Source organism: Salinadaptatus halalkaliphilus, assembly GCF_006543045.1.
GTDB classification, from domain to species: Archaea; Halobacteriota; Halobacteria; order Halobacteriales; family Natrialbaceae; genus Salinadaptatus; species Salinadaptatus halalkaliphilus.
On sequence record NZ_RBZW01000011.1, the window covers coordinates 40,025 to 58,107 of the forward strand.

Annotated in this window: 15 protein-coding genes; 5 read left to right on the plus strand and 10 right to left on the minus strand. The window is 62.5% G+C overall.

Annotated features, from left to right (window positions below):
• Positions 1–4: 4 nt before the first annotated feature.
• The 5 genes from D8Y22_RS02990 to D8Y22_RS03010 all read right to left on the minus strand — a co-directional run bounded on the left by D8Y22_RS02990 (position 5) and on the right by D8Y22_RS03010 (position 8,569).
• Complete coding sequence (locus D8Y22_RS02990) at positions 5–688, minus strand: HEAT repeat domain-containing protein (RefSeq protein WP_141463234.1); 684 nt, start codon at positions 686–688, stop codon at positions 5–7.
• Positions 689–835: 147 nt separating this feature from the next.
• Positions 836–2,866, minus strand: a complete 2,031-nt coding sequence (locus D8Y22_RS02995) for a SpoVR family protein (RefSeq protein WP_141463235.1) — start codon at positions 2,864–2,866, stop codon at positions 836–838.
• On the minus strand, positions 2,859–4,187 hold the full coding sequence (locus D8Y22_RS03000) for a YeaH/YhbH family protein (RefSeq protein ID WP_141463236.1): 1,329 nt from the start codon (positions 4,185–4,187) through the stop codon (positions 2,859–2,861). The genes D8Y22_RS02995 and D8Y22_RS03000 overlap by 8 nt, the downstream gene beginning before the upstream one ends.
• A gap of 22 nt (positions 4,188–4,209) precedes the next feature.
• Complete coding sequence (locus D8Y22_RS03005; RefSeq protein WP_141463237.1) at positions 4,210–6,495, minus strand: PrkA family serine protein kinase; 2,286 nt, start codon at positions 6,493–6,495, stop codon at positions 4,210–4,212.
• A gap of 1 nt (position 6,496) precedes the next feature.
• Positions 6,497–8,569: a PrkA family serine protein kinase gene (locus tag D8Y22_RS03010; RefSeq protein WP_141463341.1), complete on the minus strand. Its 2,073-nt coding sequence runs from the start codon at positions 8,567–8,569 to the stop codon at positions 6,497–6,499.
• A 517-nt stretch (positions 8,570–9,086) separates the two neighbouring features.
• Between D8Y22_RS03010 and D8Y22_RS03015 the strand changes: the two genes are divergently transcribed.
• The 5 genes from D8Y22_RS03015 to D8Y22_RS03035 all read left to right on the plus strand — a co-directional run bounded on the left by D8Y22_RS03015 (position 9,087) and on the right by D8Y22_RS03035 (position 13,053).
• The gene (locus D8Y22_RS03015) at positions 9,087–9,512 is read left to right on the plus strand and encodes a DUF5820 family protein (RefSeq protein ID WP_141463238.1); all 426 of its coding nucleotides are present in this window, start codon (positions 9,087–9,089) and stop codon (positions 9,510–9,512) included.
• A gap of 25 nt (positions 9,513–9,537) precedes the next feature.
• Positions 9,538–9,984 (plus strand): UPF0179 family protein, encoded by a 447-nt coding sequence (locus tag D8Y22_RS03020; protein ID WP_141463239.1) that lies wholly within the window; start codon positions 9,538–9,540, stop codon positions 9,982–9,984.
• Positions 9,985–10,406: 422 nt separating this feature from the next.
• A complete protein-coding gene (locus D8Y22_RS03025) occupies positions 10,407–11,315 on the plus strand; it encodes a hypothetical protein (protein WP_141463240.1) in 909 nt (302 codons plus the stop codon).
• Positions 11,316–11,531: 216 nt separating this feature from the next.
• Complete coding sequence (locus D8Y22_RS03030; RefSeq protein ID WP_141463241.1) at positions 11,532–12,593, plus strand: glycosyltransferase family 4 protein; 1,062 nt, start codon at positions 11,532–11,534, stop codon at positions 12,591–12,593.
• Between the two features lie 49 nt (positions 12,594–12,642).
• The gene (locus tag D8Y22_RS03035) at positions 12,643–13,053 is read left to right on the plus strand and encodes an HIT family protein (RefSeq protein WP_141463242.1); all 411 of its coding nucleotides are present in this window, start codon (positions 12,643–12,645) and stop codon (positions 13,051–13,053) included.
• Positions 13,054–13,068: 15 nt separating this feature from the next.
• On the opposite strand, the gene trpB is transcribed toward D8Y22_RS03035, so the two are convergent.
• The 5 genes from trpB to D8Y22_RS03060 all read right to left on the minus strand — a co-directional run bounded on the left by trpB (position 13,069) and on the right by D8Y22_RS03060 (position 17,902).
• On the minus strand, positions 13,069–14,220 hold the full coding sequence (trpB, locus tag D8Y22_RS03040) for a tryptophan synthase subunit beta (protein WP_141463243.1): 1,152 nt from the start codon (positions 14,218–14,220) through the stop codon (positions 13,069–13,071).
• 64 nt (positions 14,221–14,284) lie between these two features.
• Positions 14,285–15,121: a phosphate ABC transporter ATP-binding protein gene (locus D8Y22_RS03045; protein ID WP_141463244.1), complete on the minus strand. Its 837-nt coding sequence runs from the start codon at positions 15,119–15,121 to the stop codon at positions 14,285–14,287.
• Positions 15,118–15,978 (minus strand): PstA family ABC transporter permease, encoded by an 861-nt coding sequence (locus D8Y22_RS03050; protein ID WP_141463245.1) that lies wholly within the window; start codon positions 15,976–15,978, stop codon positions 15,118–15,120. The genes D8Y22_RS03045 and D8Y22_RS03050 overlap by 4 nt, the downstream gene beginning before the upstream one ends.
• A complete protein-coding gene (gene pstC / locus D8Y22_RS03055; protein ID WP_141463246.1) occupies positions 15,978–16,919 on the minus strand; it encodes a phosphate ABC transporter permease subunit PstC in 942 nt (313 codons plus the stop codon). Before pstC ends, D8Y22_RS03050 begins: the two co-directional genes overlap by 1 nt.
• 8 nt (positions 16,920–16,927) lie before the next feature.
• Positions 16,928–17,902: a PstS family phosphate ABC transporter substrate-binding protein gene (locus tag D8Y22_RS03060; RefSeq protein ID WP_174811734.1), complete on the minus strand. Its 975-nt coding sequence runs from the start codon at positions 17,900–17,902 to the stop codon at positions 16,928–16,930.
• Positions 17,903–18,083 lie beyond the last annotated feature (181 nt).

The following is an 18,083-nucleotide window of genomic DNA, read 5'->3' on the forward strand; positions in this document are numbered from 1 at the left end:
CGAGTCAGGAGAGTCGTTCGACCGCCCGCGACGCGTGTTCCCGAACCGTCGAATCCGGATCGTCGGCCGCCAGCGTCTCGAGTCGGTCTCGTGCATCTGTGACGTTCCCGTGACCGAGAGCCAGACAGGCACGCGATCGAACGACCGCGTGATCGTCCGCGAGCAGTTCGATCAACCGTTCGTCGGCGCCCTCGAGCGTGGCGTCCGTACTGGTCGCGATCCGAACGAACAGTGCCCCGATGCCGGCGCGGACGTCCGGATCGTCACACGCGAACCCGCTGGCGAGTTCTGCGACGTGCCCGGTGAGAGCTGCTGGTCGCACCGTCGCGATAGACTCGAGACAACGGACGAGTATCGGCGTCGCTGCGTGGGCGGGCTTGTCCGCGACGAACGCGACGATCGAGTCCGTCGACGGCGCGACGTCGGTCGGCGAGTACGCCGCCAGTTCGGCCAGGCAGGTTGCGACCTCCTCGTGGCAGTCGGTCGACGGCTCTCCGAGCAACGTCCGTAGCTTCGGAACGGTCGCCAAACAGGCGTCGGGCTGGTCGTTGACGTGTGCGGCGATCGTTCGTACGGCTTGCTGTCGCTCAGCTGGCGTTCCACTCTCGAGATTCGCAAGCAGTGTCGGAACGTCGAACGAGCGAGACGTGCGACACTCTTCGATAGCGCTCCCCACATCCCCATCCATGGTGTTCGTCCCATCGGAGAACGATAGCAAAAACGTTCCGACAGTTAATGACGTTCACTCCTGGAAGAAATATAGTCACACGGGCGTGAACGAGCCTCGATTGCCTGAGCGAGTCTTGCTCTGCCAGGGAACAGCTCGCACTCCCGCTCACGCGAGCCACTCGTCAGGTTTCGTGTCGTAGTCGACGTCGTCCGCCGCCAGATGGTCGACCTCGTCCCAGGGAATGTCTTCGACGGTAATCTCCTCGCCATCGTAGCGGATCAGTTTGCCGCGCTCTTCGGGTTCGGGCTCGCGATTGCGTCGCTTCGCGACTTCCACATCGTGTTCGTTGACCTCACTGACGATCGTCAGCAGGTTCACGGGTCGTCCCCACAACTCGAAGAGGCGCTCGAGAGTCGCCTTGGCCTGCGCGATGTCGAGCATGACGCCGTTGTACTGGTGGCCACACAGGAGTTCGTTGGCGTTGTTGTAGTTGCCGTCGTAGACGGCGATGGTCGGCTTCCCGAAGTTGGTGAACTGGAGAAGTAACTTCTTTTTGACGTCTTCGGCGGCGTCACTGGCGACGTGGAATTGCCCCGTCGCCGTCGAATGTTCGTACGTGAAGTAGTTGTTCGTCGTGATGAACTCCTCGGTGAGGTACTCGTCTAAGAACGTCACGTCGTTGTGACTCTCCCGGACATCGTAGAGCCGGTCCCAGCCCGCGGTAAACTCGACATCTTCGAGCGCCGCCTCGATTGAGTCGTACCGGGCGTCGTCGAAGAGGTAGCGCCCGATCTGTTCGACATCGTTCTGGCTGACTCGAGACAGAAACCCTCGGTGCTGGCGCTTGACCAACGAGTAGTGTCTGCGTGCCAGCCCCTCGTAGGTCAACACCTTCCAAGGGTAGCGATCGACGTCGATCTCGCCATCGCGAGCGGCCTCGAGCGCCTCGCGGTCGACGTACGCTTCGGGCACCGCCTCGAGGGCGTCGAGCGAGTCGCTGGTGATCGTCTGGATCGCGTCGGGCGCCTCGAGTTCGGCGAGGACATCGTCGAAGTCGACGACCTCGGTGAGATTTCGCCAGGAGATTCCCTCGACGCGAAGCAGGTTCTCGAGGACTTCCCGGCGGTTCGTCGTGTTCTCGACGTACTCCCACAGCTCCATGCCGAGGCTGTAGGGGTTGAGCCCGCCCGAGGCGAGCACCTTTGCCATGTGATCGGCGTAGTTCATGAACTCGTCGTCGCCGGCGAAGCCCTCGTCGGTCATCATCGTCGACTCCCAGTAGGCGGCCCATCCCTCGTTCATCACCTTCGTCATCTTCTGGGCGGCGAAGTAGTAGGCCTCCGCGCGCATCATGTCGAGGATATCGCGTTGCCACGGCTCCATTTCGACGGCGCGGCCGGCCTCCTCGTCGTAGCGCTTGCCGTGCTCGCGGACGAACGCCAGGATATCCTTCTGGGGTTCCTCGGGGAAATTCACCTGGCTCTCGCCGTTCTCGAGCGTTTCCAGCCACTCGTCGTCGAACACTTCGCCTTTGATCTCGTCGGAAAGCTCGAGTTCGTCGAGTTTTTCCGCGAGGTCGTCGTCGATCGCCTCGGCCGGCGGCCCGTCGACCTCGAGGCGGCGCTCGAACACCTGATGTTGGTCGATATTGTCTTCCAGACTGAGACAGTGGTCGATCCACTTCTCGACCTCGGCACGGTCGATCTCGGGATCGGACATGTACTCGTCGATTGCCCGCGCGTGGCGCTCTAACATCGCCGCGGCGTTGACCTGGCCGTCGTCGGCCCGGCCGCCGGTAAAGAGGCCGAACCAGTCGTTGTTCGCGAAGAAGTCCGAGTGGGCCTCGACGTGGGTGATGACGGCCTTCTGGTCGGCCATCGTGTTCGACTCCTGGAGGAACGCGTGGGCCGGGTTATCGTTGTTGACGATCTCGAAGGCCTTCCCGCCGCCGTACTGCCCTTGCTTCTGTTGTTTGTCGTACTGCATCCCCCACCGCCAGTGAGGGTATCGCGACTGGAAGCCCCCGTAGGCGATGAGCTCGTTCATCTCGTCGTAGTCGATGATCCAGTAGTTCACCGGATACGGCTCGAGGCCGAGTTTCTCGGCCAGGTTTCTGGCTTCGGTGACCGGTTCCTCGAGGTCGGTCGCGATCGCCTGTTTGCGGAAGCGATCCGCGTTGGAGTTGCGTTTACTCATCGGTCTCTCCCTCCGTCGAGAGGATCTCGTAGATCGCGTCGGTCACGTCGTCTTTGTCGTTGACGTAGGCCACCGCGACATCCTCGGCGTCGGTGCCGAAGTGGCGCTCGAGTTCCTCGGCGTGGGTGGCGTTGATCGCGTTGCCGCTCGGCTGGGTCTCGACGTAGGCGTGGAGGTTCGCGGGAATCTCCTCCATTAGCGGGATGACGCGCTCTTCGGTGTCGTTGCTCGAGTTTTCGGAGTCGCCCGCGGCGAAGACGTAGCGGTTCCAGTCGGTCCAGGGGTACTCCTCTAACAGCTCGGCGGCGAGTTCGTAGGCGCTCGAGATCTTCGTCCCGCCGCCGCTGCGAATGCCGAAGAAGTCGTCGCGCTCGACCGCCCAGGCGTCGGCGTCGTGGGCGATGTAGACGAACTCGGCGTTGTCGTACTTGCCCTGGAGATACCAGTCCAGCGGGGTGAACGTCCGCTCGACGAGTTCGCGTTTCTTCTCGCGCATCGAGCCCGAGACATCCCGGATGTTGACGACGACGACGTTCTTCTCTTTCTCCTCGATGATCTCGGGGTGACGGTAGCGTTCGTCCTCGCGGCGGAAGGGGACCTGTTTGATCCCCTCCCGGCGGATCTGCTGCTGGATGTTCTCCCGTTCGACGTTCGCCTCGAGTTGGTCGATCGAGTTCCACGTCCCGCGCTCGTCGGCGGGAATCTCGCCGTAGGCCTCTTCGATCCAGGCCATCGAGACGGGGAGGTTCTCGCCGCGAGCCCACTCGAAGACGTCTCGTGGCTCGAGTCCCTCGACTTTGCAGACCTCGCGGACGAACTCCTCGTCGAAGTCCATCGCGAGCTTGCGTTTCAGCCCTTCCTTGAACATCCGCTCGAAGTCGAGCGTACTGTCGGGGCCCGTGCGAGTGAGGTCCGTAAACGGCCCTTCCTTCTCCTCGACGACCTTCTTCCCCTTAGGGTCGAGCTCGAGGCCGAGTTCCTCGTCGAGTTCTTCGGCGAACTCCTCGGGATCCATCTCGTAGTACTCGTGCTCGCCGCCCTCCTCGCCGGGCTCACCCTCCTCGCCGTCGTCGTCGCCCGGCTGTGGCTGGGGCTGACCGACCGGCTGGCCGACATCGGGCGTGTCGCCGTCACCCTGGCCGACGCCACCTTTGTCGCGCTGGTCGTACTCGAACTCCGGCAGCGAGACGATCTTGACCGGAATCTTGATTTCGCCCGGCCGACTCTGCCCGAGATCGCCGTACTGGATGAACTCGGCCAGATCCTCGCGGCGCTGTTCGCCCACCTCGCGGAATCGCTCGAGATCGTCTCTTAGTCCCATGATCGCACCTTGCGGTTAGTTGTCAATCCCATCTGTAGCTCACCTGTCCCATGACGTGCCTGCTGGTCAGTTCGGCGGATGCCTTGGAGTAGTCGAATTCGTCGACCATCGTCTCGATCGTGTTCGCCTTGACGCGATCGGTCTCGGTCCCGCTCGGTGGGTCGTCCCACTGGCGAGGATCGAAGTCCTCGAAGGTGCGTTCGACGTCGTCCCAGTCGTGGCTCTCGAGGACGGATTTGATCACCGGAATCGCCGTCAGATCGACGTTCTCGGCGGCGAAGTCCTCGTCGCGGTGCTCCCAGGCGTGGCGATTCAGCGACGTGATGACCTTCTCGCGACGGAAGTTACGAACGCGTTCCCGGGGAAGGTTCCCCTCGTAGTCGTCCTCGCCGAACCGCCCGAGGTGTTCGACCTCGAAGAGCTTCATCTTCAGCGGGTCGGGCTCGACGCGTTCGCCTCGGTCGTTGTACAGCGGCTCGTCGGTTTCCCAGGCGTAGACGTGTTCGACGTACTCGGCGACGGTCTCCTCGTCGACGCGCTTGTCGTGCATGATCGCCTCGATGACATCGGCCTCCTGTCGGTCGTAAATGTAGTTTTTCACCGGCACCACGCGGTTCTCGAACTCCGAGCGCTCGCCCGAGGAAAAGACCGGAGCGTCGACCAGTCCCTCGACCATCGCGTTCAAGACATCTCGCGGCATCACGACATCGCCCACTGGCAGGTCCTGGTGGTGACGGTCACGATCGGTCTGGAGTAACTCCGCGAGGGTATCACGAGTGTAGGTCACCGGGATCCCGTGATCGCCGTCGGCGCCGTCGTCGTCGAAGTCGAACTCGTCTTTCTCCCGGCGGCTGTCGCCCTCCTGGAGGTAGCCCTGATCGTAGATCTGGGCTTTATCGACCAGATCGAGTCCGTTCGGCAGGTCACTCTCGTCCAACCGCGTGACGACGGCATAGAGGGCGGCCGCTTCGATCGCGTGGGGTGCAAACTCCTCGGTGTGTGTCTCGCCGTCCTGTCCTTTGATCGTTACCGATACCGGCTCCCTGATGCGTTGCTCGAGTTCGTCGTAACTCGTCGCCTCCCACACGTTCGTCTCGTTGGTGAGTTCGCGCCGGATGAGTTCACACTCGAGGCTCAGATTCGTCAGGTAGCCAAAGCGGTGCTTGTCCAGACGGCGCTTGAGCGCCTTCAGCGGATCCATCCCGTTTCGGTCGGCGTGTTGGTTGAGTTGGGCCTCGAGGTCGGGGTTGGAAATGATCAGCAACTGGGTGTCGACATCCATCCCGATGCCCTTGTCCAGTTTCACCGATTGTTCGTCCGGGACGTTGAGCAGTTTCTGGAGCAGGTCGGCGTGCTGGGCGGCGTCCTCGACGATGGTCAGGACGCCGTTGCCCTGCGAGAGGACGCCATCGTAGGAAAAGGCCTGCGGGTTCTTGCGTCCGCGGGAATCCAGTTCCTGGAGCATGCCGTGCATCCACGAGCCGACGAGCCGTTCCTTGGGCTGGCCGTCGTCCTCGCTATGGAGGACGCCGACGCCCTGGCCGACGTCGACGACGTAGTTTTTCACCCGGAGGTGATCGTCGTCCGTGATCGCCGAGAACAGGTTGTCGACCCCGCGGCGACGATACCGCTCCTCGAGGAAGTCGTACGCCTCTCGGGAGAACGGATCGAGATCGGTGTCGACCCGCGTCGGAACGTGATCGTCGAGCCCGTCGTTCAGGTCGGCGAGCAACTGCTGGCGAATCTCGTCGGGGAACGCCGACAGCGGGTGGGCCTGGACCGGGCTCTCGTACCAGTGCTGGTCGTCCGAAGCGGTCGGATCACCGCCGTAGCTCAGCCCACGTTCCTCCGCGCTTGCGGTCGTTACGTTCCACTCGAGGGTGTACCGGCGCCCCTCGGGCGTCTTCGAATACTCGCGCAACCCGTTGACCAGACAGCGTTTGAGTTCGGACTTACCGGTCGCGGTTGGGCCCTCGAACCAGATGATCTTCTCGTCTTTGGCTCGGCCCGCGGCGATCGACCGGAGATCGTCGACGAACTGGTTGAGGACGGCCGTATTCCCGAGGATCGCGTGCTCGCCGTCGTTGTGCGGATCGTCGAAGAAGCGATAGCGCTCCGTCTCTTCGCCTTCCTCGACGACGGTGCGCGTGCCGGCCGACTCGATCGCCTCGAGCAGATACTTCGAGGCGTGGGAGGCGATCGTCGGGTTCTCGAAGAGTCGGTCGACGTACGCCGCGAGGCTCATCGGCTCCTCGTAGGTCTCTTCTAACGCGCGGTCGGCCTCGGTGACGTAGTCGTTGCCCGTCATGTTAGTCTTCGATCTCTGCTTTGGCGACCTCAGCGCCGGCAAACTCGAGTACTTCCTTCGCGCCGTCCTCGGAGTAGCCCTGTTCCATCAGCGCGTCGATCCAGGCGGAGCGTTCGTCGTCGTCGAACTCGTTGGCCGACACCAGCGCCGAGAAGTTGATGTTGTGTTTCTTGTCCTCCCAGAGCTTGCGCTCGAGTGCGCGGCGCAGGCGCTCGTTGTCCTGCGGGTTGAACGCCTCGCCCTCGCGAGCCCGCCGAGACACCCAGTTGCTTACCTCCTGACGGAAGTCCTCCTTGCGATCCTCGGGAATGTCGAGTTTCTCTTCGACCGAGCGCAAGAACGTCTCGTCGGGTTCCTGTTCGCGGCCCGTGAGTTCGTCCTCGATGGTGTCGTCGTCGATGTAGGCCATCACGTGATCCATGTACTTCTCGCCCTGGCGCTGGATCTCGTCTAGGTCGTAGGCCAGTGCGTGGCGGACGTCCTCGATCGCGCGTTCCCGGTACTCCTCACGGACCGTCTCGAGGTAGCGGTAGTACTTCTCGAAGTTGTCCTCGGGGATCGAGCCGTGGTGTTCCAGGTTCTCTTCGAAGAAGTTGAACACCGTCAGCGGCGAGAGGAAGCCGCGCTGGCGGTGTTTCGAGTCCATGATGGCTTCGGCGATCTCGTCGCCGATGAACCGGGGCGAGATGCCGACCATCCCTTCGCCAATCTCGGCCTTCTCAGCGGCCTCTTCACGAAGCTTCTTGGTGTCGATGTCGTCGCTCTCGTCGATCTCGCCGTTGTAGGCTTTGGCCTTCGAGAGGAGATCGACGGTTTCGGTGTCGGGCTCCTCGACCCGGGTGAGTACGCCGAAGAGACCGGCCATCTCGAGGGTGTGGGGCTCGACGTTGATGTCGGGGACATCGGCGTTTTGCAGCATCTTCTCGTAAATGCTAGCCTCGTCCTCGTAGGACAGCACGTACGGGAAGTCGATCCGCTTGGTGCGGTCGTTGAACGCCTCCATCTTCTCGTCGCCTTTCTTGTCCTTGTATTCGGGCATGTTCGTCCGCCCGACGATCACCTGGTCGATGTCGATGCGGGGGTTGTTCTTGGGCTTGATCGTCTGCTCCTGGGTCGCGTGCAGGAAGTCGTAGAGGAACTCCCGCTGGAGTTTCAGGAGCTCTTCACCGCTGAAGATGCCTCGGTTCGCGTTACAAAACGCCCCCGAGTAGTCGAACGCGCGCGGATCGCTCTCGCCGTAGATGGCGATTTTCGAGTAGTTGACATCGCCCGTCAACTCGGTCTCGTCCTGGTTCTTCTTGTCCTTGGGCTCGAACGTCTCGAGGCCCTGCCGTTTGTTCTCGTCGGCGACGAACCGGACGATCTCGACGTGGTTCTCGAGGACCTGCTGGAGATCGTCGTCGTAGTACGCCAGCAGCTTGTCCATGTAGAACTCGCTTTCCGGATCGAGCGACTGCTCGTTTTGGATCGTGTAGGGCGCGTCGAGGCGTTCGTTCAGGTCGTCGATCACGCGCTGGCGCTGCTCCAGGGGGATGAGGACGAGCGGATCCTGGTTCATCGGCGATCGAACGACGTCGTCGGCCGGATCCTGATCCTGAACGACGTCACAGAGGTTCGTCCACTTGAACGTGTACATCCGTCCCTCGTCACGGAGGGTGTAGTCCTCGAAGTACTGGCGAACCTGCTTGTCGAGGTGTGATTTGCCCGATCCGACCGGCCCGAGCAGGAGTTTGATCCGTCGTTCGGGCCCGAGTCGCCTCGCACCGGATTTCACCTTGTTGACGAACTCGTGGATCGACTGGTGGATCACCTTGCCGTAGAAGGTGTTCTCGCCGTCGTTGAGCGGATCTTCGCTGGCCAGATGATACTCGACGACACCTTCGGCCTCGTCGTAACTGGTGCCGTAGAAATCGAACATGTCCGCGACCCGCTGGTGGGCGTTGCGGGCCACCGCCGGCTCCTCGTAGACCGTCTCGAGATACCAGTCGAACGATCTGGTATCCCGCAGGTCGGCGGGAATCGATTCCTTGTACTCTGTACTGAGTTCCTCGAGCGTTTCGATGTCACCGGTCATGGTATCGTTGGTCGTCGTTAGTCCCCCGGTCGTCGGTCGTCCTGCCGATCGGTCGTCCGCGTGTCGGACCACGGGCGGCGTCGGTCGGTCGTGCCACAGCGTGCCACCACTCTTCAGCGTGCGCCGGGGACGGGCGCAGAGTGGATCGGTGTGATGGATGGATACCGATAGTATTTAATGAGTGAGTAATCCAGCCACTTAAGCCTATCCTCAAAAGATATTTACCAGGATCTATTTTCAGGCAATATCGTCCAAAATAGTATGCTGGTACCAGCCACCACACCCGACGGTCGACAAACGTCGGCATAAGTTTCCGGCCTGCATAACCGCGTCGTGCTCGGGCGCGCATCGCTCGCGGCTGTGGCTGCTGGGCTGTGGCTGCTAGTCCGTCCGCGGGCAACGGTTATTTATACGGATTCCTGTACCGATGTCCCGGCCCAGCCGCCGCCCGGGTCGCGGCTGGGCCGGAACTGACGGACAGGAAACCGTATTAGGGGTCCCGACGCTATGGCTCGGTATGGTCGATCCGAGCGAGTTACCGGCAGGATGGGAACTGTGGAACGAGGGTGACGACGGCCGACTCGTCCTCGCGTACCGTCCCGACATCTTCGACGCGGGGGCGTTTCCAGCGCCCTGTCTCCCCACGTTGTACGTCACCCACGGCAAGCGGACCCGACGACCCGGGCGCAACCCGACCGATACGACCGCCACCAGCGACTGGTTCGTCACCCTCTATGCCGAACCCGAGGTCCCCCTCGAGACGGGTCGTCAGTTTTCTACGCGAGCGGACGCGCTCGCGGACGCGATGACACTCGCCGACCGATTCGGCGCCGGGGAGATCGACTATCGTGGTGCCTACCAAGTTCCTCGAGAGCCGTATCTCGAGCAGTTAGACGAACTCACTGGCCGGGACGAACTCGATACCGAGACGCGTGAGGCTTAACCGCCGGTAGCTGCTACACCGCAGCATGTCGACCGTGACGCTCATCGGGTCCCGACTGGCCGAGCCCGGGACCGAATTCGTCTACCAGGGAGAAGCCGACGGCTGTGCCGGCTGTCCCTATCGAAGCCAGTGTCTCAACCTCGAGCCCGACACGAAATACCGGGTGACCGGAGTCCGTGAAAACGCCCAGACACTCGAGTGTGCAATGCACGACGAAGGCGTCCGTGCCGTCGAAGTCGAACCCGTCCCCGTCCGTGCAAACATTACATCGAAGGGTGCTTTCGCCGGGAGCAAAACGAGTCTGCCGGGCAGCTGTCCCTACGTCGAGTGTCCGAGCCACAAGTACTGCGAACCCGAAGGGGTCTCCCTCGAGGAAGAGTATCGCATTCGAAACATCGTCGGCGAACCACCACACGATATCTGTCATCTCGATCGCTCGCTGGAGTTGGTCGAACTCGACGTCGAGGACTGATCTCCAGCGCTCGCATCGACACGCTCGCCACGTCCCCACTGTCCTCACATCGGCACTCTCGCTGCAACGTCGCTCACAACACCAGCAGTCCCGACGGTGATGTCGGTAACGCCGTGGCGACAGCCACACACTCGACCTATAGGACCAACCGCAACGATGTACACACTGGTCGTACAGCTTTCGTGCGATCAGGTGTGCAGTGACGTGCAGTGGCTACGATAGGTTCGAACGCGAGGAGCGCGACCGTTTCAGTGCGATCAATGGCGCCTTGCCGCCGCCGTAGTCCACTCGAGGCGTCGAACGCGAGGCGCCACCAGAGTCGGTCGCGCTCGAGCGACGCCGATCGCCAGCCGTCGGTTGCCCTCGTTGTCTGGCGCGCATAACAAAGCATGACTGTCGCGTCTAGCTGGTTCGCAGAACCTATGAGAGACAACTCGCCGACGGATCTACAGTGGGGAACAGCGGGCGTAACCGAACCGAAATCGGTACTCGTAGCGCTTCTCGTGGTGCTGGTCGCCGTCGGGCTGACGGTCGGAGCGACGGGCGCATTGGCATCCTCCTCGGGCGACGACGGCTACGCACCGGCAGACGAGGCGTACGAACAGTTGATCCTCACGGCCGACTGTGACGAGAAGGAGGGCAGCCTCCTCGAGATCGAGAACCCGAACGACGAGGCGGCGTCGGTAGCGATCGCCTGGGCGAGCGACGATCCGTCGCTGTCGGTCCAGAGCGACGGCCAGATCTCGACGCAAGTCCAGACCTCGAGTCAGGCGACGGCCTCGGGCACCGAGACGGTCCAGACGCTCACGGCGACGGTTCCCGGTGACGAGACGGTCGCCATCATCGGCTTGCAAGACGGTACTTACGACCTCTCGGCAGCGATCGACGAAACCGAGATCGGCATCGTTTACGACGAGGACGACGACGCCTTCGACCGAACCGACGCAGGCCACGTCGAACTCACCCTCGAGTGTGACGCGACCGAGGAGTCGGCACCGATCTTCCTGACCGTCGTCGACGACCACGATGAGACGACCGACGGTGACGTGGCAGCCACCGACGACAAACACGCGGACAAGACGGACACCGATCCACTCGAGACGGACGAGAAAGCGGACGAAACGGTCGACCACGACGCCAAGAAAGAGAAACACGAAGACACTGACGGGAAGCACGACGACGACAAGGAGGACACCGACAAGGACGACGACGGCAAGAAAGACGGAGAAACCCAAGACGATACGAAGGACGACGGTAAGGACGAACACGACGACAAGAACGACGGAAAGAAGCACGACGAAAGCTACGAGAACGACCACAAGAAGCACTAGCCCCCCGACTCGAGTCCTCGAGCGGCCTCGTCGCCCGAGGACCGATTCATACGGACCGTTGTAGTTCTTTACCGGTGATCGCCGACCCCGTCCGGGTGATCACCGGTAAAACGCTACAACAATCCGTACCAGTGTTCCGGGCGGGACAGTAGAAGGCGGGACAGTAGAAAGCGGAAAGAAGTGACTTTTTATCCCGCGGCTTCATCTCGAGAGCATATGCGAATCGCCTTCGTCTCGTTCGAAACGGTCCATCACGAGGACTCCGAGACGAACCGGCGACTGCAGACGATCCTCGAGTTGTTCCGCGACCAGGGTCACGACATCGAGGTCTTCTGTGCCCAATTCTGGGAGGGCGAGCGCTCGAAGATTCAGCGCAACGGAATTACGTACCACGGCGTTTCCGTCGGTCTCGACGCTCGCGCGTCGTTTCTGGTTCGTCTGCCGTTCGTCCTCGCAGCCACAAAACCGGACGTGATCCACGTCGGTGCAGTGTGGCCGAAACAGGTGTTTGCGGCGTCTTGGGGTGGGACACTCGCTCGCGCGCCGACCGTCCTCGAGTGGTACGGCGACGGGGGGATCGACGAGGGCCGGTGGCCGCGTCGGGCGGCGAAGTGGGCCGATCGAATCGTCGTCCCCTCCGAACTCGTCGCGACCTGGGTCCGCGAACGCGGTGCGGAGATCGACAGTATCGATGTCGTCCCGAACCCGATCGACTGTGAGCGCGTTCGAACCGTCGAGCCCGCCGATCCGGTCGAGGTCGTCTACGCGCGTCGTCTCGACGCCGACGCCAACCTCGAGAGTCTGTTTCTGGCGCTCGCCGAACTGCGGACCCGCGAGTGGCAGGCCACAGTCGTGGGTGACGGCCCGGAGCGGGCAACCTACGAACGCCTCGCGAGCGATCTCCGGATCGACGATCGGCTCACCTTCGCCGGGGACTGCTCGCTCGAGGGGCGTCTCGAAATCTATCGCGGGGCGCACGTCTTCGCCCAGACCGCTGAACACTGCGTCTTTCCGACGGAGATGCTGTGGGCGCTCGCGGCCGGCTGTGTCGGCATCGTCGAATATCACGCCGACTCGAGCGCCCACGAACTCGTCGAAGGCTGGGACCGAGGCTTTCGGACCACCAGCGAAGCGGAACTTGCGGATGCAATCGTCAACGCTGGCGACTTAGAACACCGCGAGTTCGACGACCGATTCGAACCCTACGACGAGACGGTCGTTCGGGATCGGTATCTAACGATGTATCGAACGCTGCAGGATTCGGGCGGCTTGCTGTGACGTTTCAGCGACGGTACACTTATATACGGGCTCGCACGAGGCATCGAGTATGAGCGAGACGTGTACATTTTGTCAGATCGCCGCCGACGAGAGGGACGCATACGTCCTCTACGAGGACGAACAAACGGTCGCGTTTCTCGACGAGAGCCCGGCCGCCGAGGGACACACGCTCGTCGTTCCACGCGTTCACGAAGAGCGAGTGCTGACGGGCGACGACGAGACCGCCCGTGCCATCTTCGAGACGACTCGAACCGTCTCGGACGCCCTCGAGCGAGCGCTCGAGCCGGATGGGTTCAGCGTCTTTCACACCGCCGGCCCGCTCGTCGGAAGCGTCGAACACGCCCACGTCCACCTCGTCCCACGGTTCGAGGACGACGATGTCGCGCTCGCGCTGTCGCGACGCGGGCTCGATCACGACGTGGCTACAACCCTCGCTGATCGCGTTCGAGACGCACTATAGCGTCGCTGTGCGATGCTATAGCTCGAATTTCGAGGCGGCCGTCTCCATATCCTTGTCACCACGGCCGGAGAGATTTACCAGAATCGTCTCGTGTTCGCCGTCTTCGGCGAGTTGGATCGCCCGCGCGATGGCGTGACTGGACTCGAGGGCCGGAATGATGCCTTCCGTCTCGCTCAGTTCGCGGAAGGCCGCCAGCGCTTCCTCGTCGGTGACGCCCTGGTACTCACAGCGACCGACAGCCCGGAACATGGCGTGCTCGGGGCCGACGCCGGGGTAGTCCAGTCCCGCAGAGACGGAGTGGACATCGACGTCGTTGTCGATGACGCGCGTTTTCATGCCGTGGATAACGTCGTCCGTCCCGTTTGCCAGCGGCGCGGCGTGTTTGCTCGAGTCGGCGCCGTCGCCGCCGCCTTCGGCACCGTAGAACGCCACGTCATCCTCCCGGAAGGCGTGAAAGAGCCCGATAGCGTTCGATCCGCCACCGACGCAGGCGACCGCGGCATCCGGGAGCTCCCCGGTTCGCTCCCGGATCTGCTCGCGGGCTTCCTCGCCGATGACCGACTGGAAGTCACGGACCATCCGCGGGAACGGATCCGGGCCGACGACGCTGCCGACGAGGTAGTGTGTATCGTCGACGTTCTTTGCGAAGTCCTCTAAGGCGGCGTCGACGGCGTCGGCTAGCCCCTCACCGCCGCGGGTGACTTCGTTGACCTCGGCGCCCATCAGGCGCATCCGGAAGACGTTCATCTCCTGGCGCTCGACATCCTTCTTTCCCATGTAGATCTCCGTCTCGAGGTCGAGTAGGGCCCCGACCATCGCGGTCGCGGTGCCGTGTTGACCCGCCCCGGTCTCGGCGATGAGCCGATCGCGGCCGGCGCGTTTGGCCAGTAGCGCCTGTCCGAGCGCGTTGTTGATCTTGTGGGCCCCGCCATGCAGCAGGTCCTCGCGTTTGAGGTAGATCTCGGCGTCGTAGCGCTCGCTCAGATTGGACGCGTGGTACAGCGGCGTCGGTCGACCGGCGAACGCCTCGAGCAGCCCTCGAAGGTCGGTCTGGAACTCGTCGTCGGTTGCGATATCGTCGTAGGCGCCTGCAAGTTGCTCGAGTGGCTCGAGCAGCGGTTCCGGAACGTGTCTCCCGCCATAGCCGTCGAACGTGCCGTTGGACATATCTCGAAGGGTCGAAGACGGCGCATAAAATTGTTCGGAGTCGGGCTGTCTCCCGACGGTCCGCTCAGCGGTTCGGAGCGACTGGTTCACCGGCGTTGGCGTCGGATTCGGACTCGGTGTCGGCGTACTCGACGGCGGTGTGGCCCTTCACGAACTCCTGTGTGCGCTCGTGTTGGGGGTTCTCGAAGAACGACTGGGTATCGTTGGTCTCGACGAGTTCCCCCAGATAGAGAAAGACCACGGTGTCGGCGAGTCGTTTTGCCTGATCCATGCTATGGGTAACCATGACGATCGTGTACTCCGCCTTGAGCTCTTCGAGGGTCGCCTCGACCTGCTCGGCCGAGATGGGATCGAGTGCGGAGGTGACCTCGTCACATAGCAGGACCTCGGGCTCGACGGCCAGCGAGCGAGCGAGACAGAGTCGCTGAATCTGGCCGGTCGAAAGCTCCGCACCGGGCGTCTCGAGTCGGTCCTCGACCTCGTCCCAGAGATTGACCTTGCGGAGGTAGTGTTCGACCTGGTCGTCGAGTTCGGCCTTCGAATCGTACTCGCCGTGGATCTTCAGCCCGTAGGCGACGTTCTCGTAGATCGACAGCGGCAGCGCCGTCGGCGTCTGTGGAACGTAGCCGATCCGTTTCCGGAGTTCGGGCGTCGGTTCGTCGGTGTTGTAGATCGACTGATCGCCGAGGACGACATTGCCGGCAATGTCGACGTTTGGCTGGATCTCGTGCAGTCGGTTCAGCGACTTCAACAGGGTCGATTTCCCACAGCCGGAGGGACCGATGATGGCGGTCAACTGATTTTCCGGAAACTCGAGGGAGACGCCTTTGAGCGCCTCGACTTCGCGGTTGCCGGTGTACGTTACGGCGAGTTCGTCGGTGGTGAGTACAGCGTCTGTCATGAGTGGCGTCCTCCTGGGGTGTATCTGGCGTAGCGGCCGGCGAGGATCTTCGAGGCCAGGATCAGCCCGAGCACGACGACGATGAGGACGAACGCCGCCGCGTAGGCGTGGGATCGGACTTCGGCGTTGAACGACATCGCCTGATCAAAGATCAGCACCGGCAGGGTCGTCGAGGGTTCGAACAGCCCGCCTGGCATGTTCGTCGAGCGGCCGGCGGTAAAGAGTACCGTTGCGGCGTCACCGATCCCGCGGGCAAAGCCCATGATGACTCCCGCGATGACGCCCGGTAGCGCCGCGCGAACGGTCATGATCGCGGTCTCGAAGCGGGTCGCACCGAGGCCGTAGGTCGCCTCCCTGACCGTGTCGGGCGCCGATCGCAGCGCCTCGTCGGTGTAGCGTGTCATGATCGGATACTGGAAGATCGCGATGGCGACGATCCCGAAGAACAGGCTCGTCTGGGCCCCAACTGCGATGATGACCGTCAGGACGAACACCCCGTAGACGATCGGCGGGGTCCCCCAGAGCACGTTGAGGAACATGTTCACGACATCGGAAAACCGTTCGCTCGAGTAGTCGCTCTGGAGGTAGATCGCCGTCGAGACGGCGAGCGTCATCGAGACGAGCGTCGCGGGACCGACGATGAAGACGCTCCCCAACACGGCGTGCAGGAAGCCGCCGTCACCCTCTAACATGTATCGCGATCCGGGCGGCGTAAACGCGATCGCCGGATCTGTCAGGAAGACGACGCCGCCTCTGACGATCGTCACCGCGACGACGAGGATCATCACCGCGACGACGAGCGCGGCGGATCCTTTGGCGAGCGCGCTGAAGAGTCGTTGTTTGGCGTAGCGGTCCATCAGTACTGCCACCTCCGTTGGAGTCGACTGCGGACGAGCATCGCGCCGAAGTTGAACAGCCAGACGACGACGACCAGCATCAGGCCGACGAAGATCAGCGCCGACTGGGTCAGCGGCAAGCTCATCAGTTCGCCGAAGTCGTTGACGATCAGCGTCGGCAACGTCTGGCCCGTCGCGAACGGCGAGTCAGGCAGTTGGGTCTGGCCGCCGATAAGCATCGCCGGGACGATCGTTGCACCGAAGACCCGACCGAAGCCCAGCAAGATCGCCGAGAAGATCCCCGGGCCGGCCGCTCGCAGGAGCACGATCCTGATCGTCTCCCACTTCGTCGCGCCGACGCCGAGTGAGCTCTCCCGGAGTTCGTCGGGCAAGGCCTCGAGCGACTCTACTGACAACGAGATCATAAACGGCGTGACGACGATCGCCATCACCAGACTGACGGTAAAGATCCCGAGCCCGGTCGCACTCGAGCCGACCGCGGGCGCCAGATAGTCGCCGACGAATGGGACGACGACGATCAGCGCGACGAGTCCGAAGATGACGCTCGGAATCGCTGCGAGCACGTCGATAAACGAGCCGATGAGGGTCTTTGCCCGTCCCTCGGCGTACTCGGCGATGTAGATCGCGGCGAAGATTGCGATCGGCGTTCCCATCGCCATCGAGAGGACGGTGACGTAGATCGTGCCGACGATCGCCGGCATGAACCCGAACTCGTTCTGGGCCGGATCCCAGTTCGAGGAGGTCAGCATCTGGACGATGGAGTACTCCGACAGCAACGGTGCGGACTGATAGAGCAGTGTCAGGACGATCAGGACGAAGAGTGCGATCGCGAAGTAGCCGGCGCCGCCGAGCCAGTAACTACTCAGACGTTCGATACGAAGCCGACGACCGATCCGGGATCGCTTTGTGTTCGATTCCGTCGATTCTATCGATTCGCTCATCTGTCAGCTCAGGGGCCCTCCTCCAGGTTGTCCTGGGCTTCCTCGAGTCGATCGCCGTCGAGCGGGACGTAGCCGTTGTCGCGGACGTACTGCTGGCCGTCGGTGAGCACCCACTCGACGAATCCCTGTGCATCCGCCTCGAAGTCGCCGTTCGAAGCGAGGAACATCTCTCGAGCAGGCGGCGCGGGGTAGATCCCCGCCTCGACGGCCTCGAGGAACTCCGCTCGCGTCTCGTAGAAGTCCTCGTCCTCGGAGAGCCCGTCGCCATCGATGTCGAGTGGTACCGGACGAATGTTCCCCTCGAGTTCGCCGCTCGAGAGATCGTAGACGTAGTTGATGTTGTTCAGCGAGATGGCATTTTCGTTGCTGCCGACGGCTTCTGCGACCGGCTGGTCGCCGTTGTGGTTGCCGTCCGAGAGATTTTCGAGTTCGGTTTCGGTGTAGGCGTCGCCCTCGCCGGCGAGGAAGTCGCCCCACTGCTTGTACGCCGCGGAGGCGTCCGATCGGCCGTAGACGGTGATCTCCTCGTCGACATCGGCGTCGACGACCTCGCCCCAGTTCGTGATCTCTTTCGTGAAGATCGCTTCCATCTCCTCGCGGCTCAGGCCAGTTTCCTGCAGCTCCTCGAGGACGGGGTTGTCGACGTTGACCGTCGCGACCACGGTGTCGATGAGCATCGGGACGGCGAACAGGCCCTGCTCGATCTCTTCGTCTTCGGGTTCCCGGCCCATCATCGCGATGTCGACCTGGTCGTTGAGCACGTCAGAGACGCCGACGCCGGTCCCCCCGCCGGAGATGTCGAACGACACGTCGGCGTCGTCTTCGTACATGTCCGCCCAGACCTCGACCATCGGCAGCGGACCGACCCCACCGGAGATGCGAACGGTCTCACCGCCATTACTCGACATACAGCCCGCAAGCGAAGCCACAGCACCTGCTCCCGCAACTCCCAAGACAGAACGACGCGAATAGTTCCGTTCCATTATCGAACATCCCTAGACGCTAGACCCTTGTAACGGCTCGTTAGCCTGCAAGTCTCCGTGTTTCAACCTGGATCCGGCAAAACTCTCGTCATCGCGTGTGATAAGCACAATCAATGGACACGGGCGCTTCCCGAACTCGAGGATATCGCCAAAATATCCACTCTTGGCACCTGTATCGGCC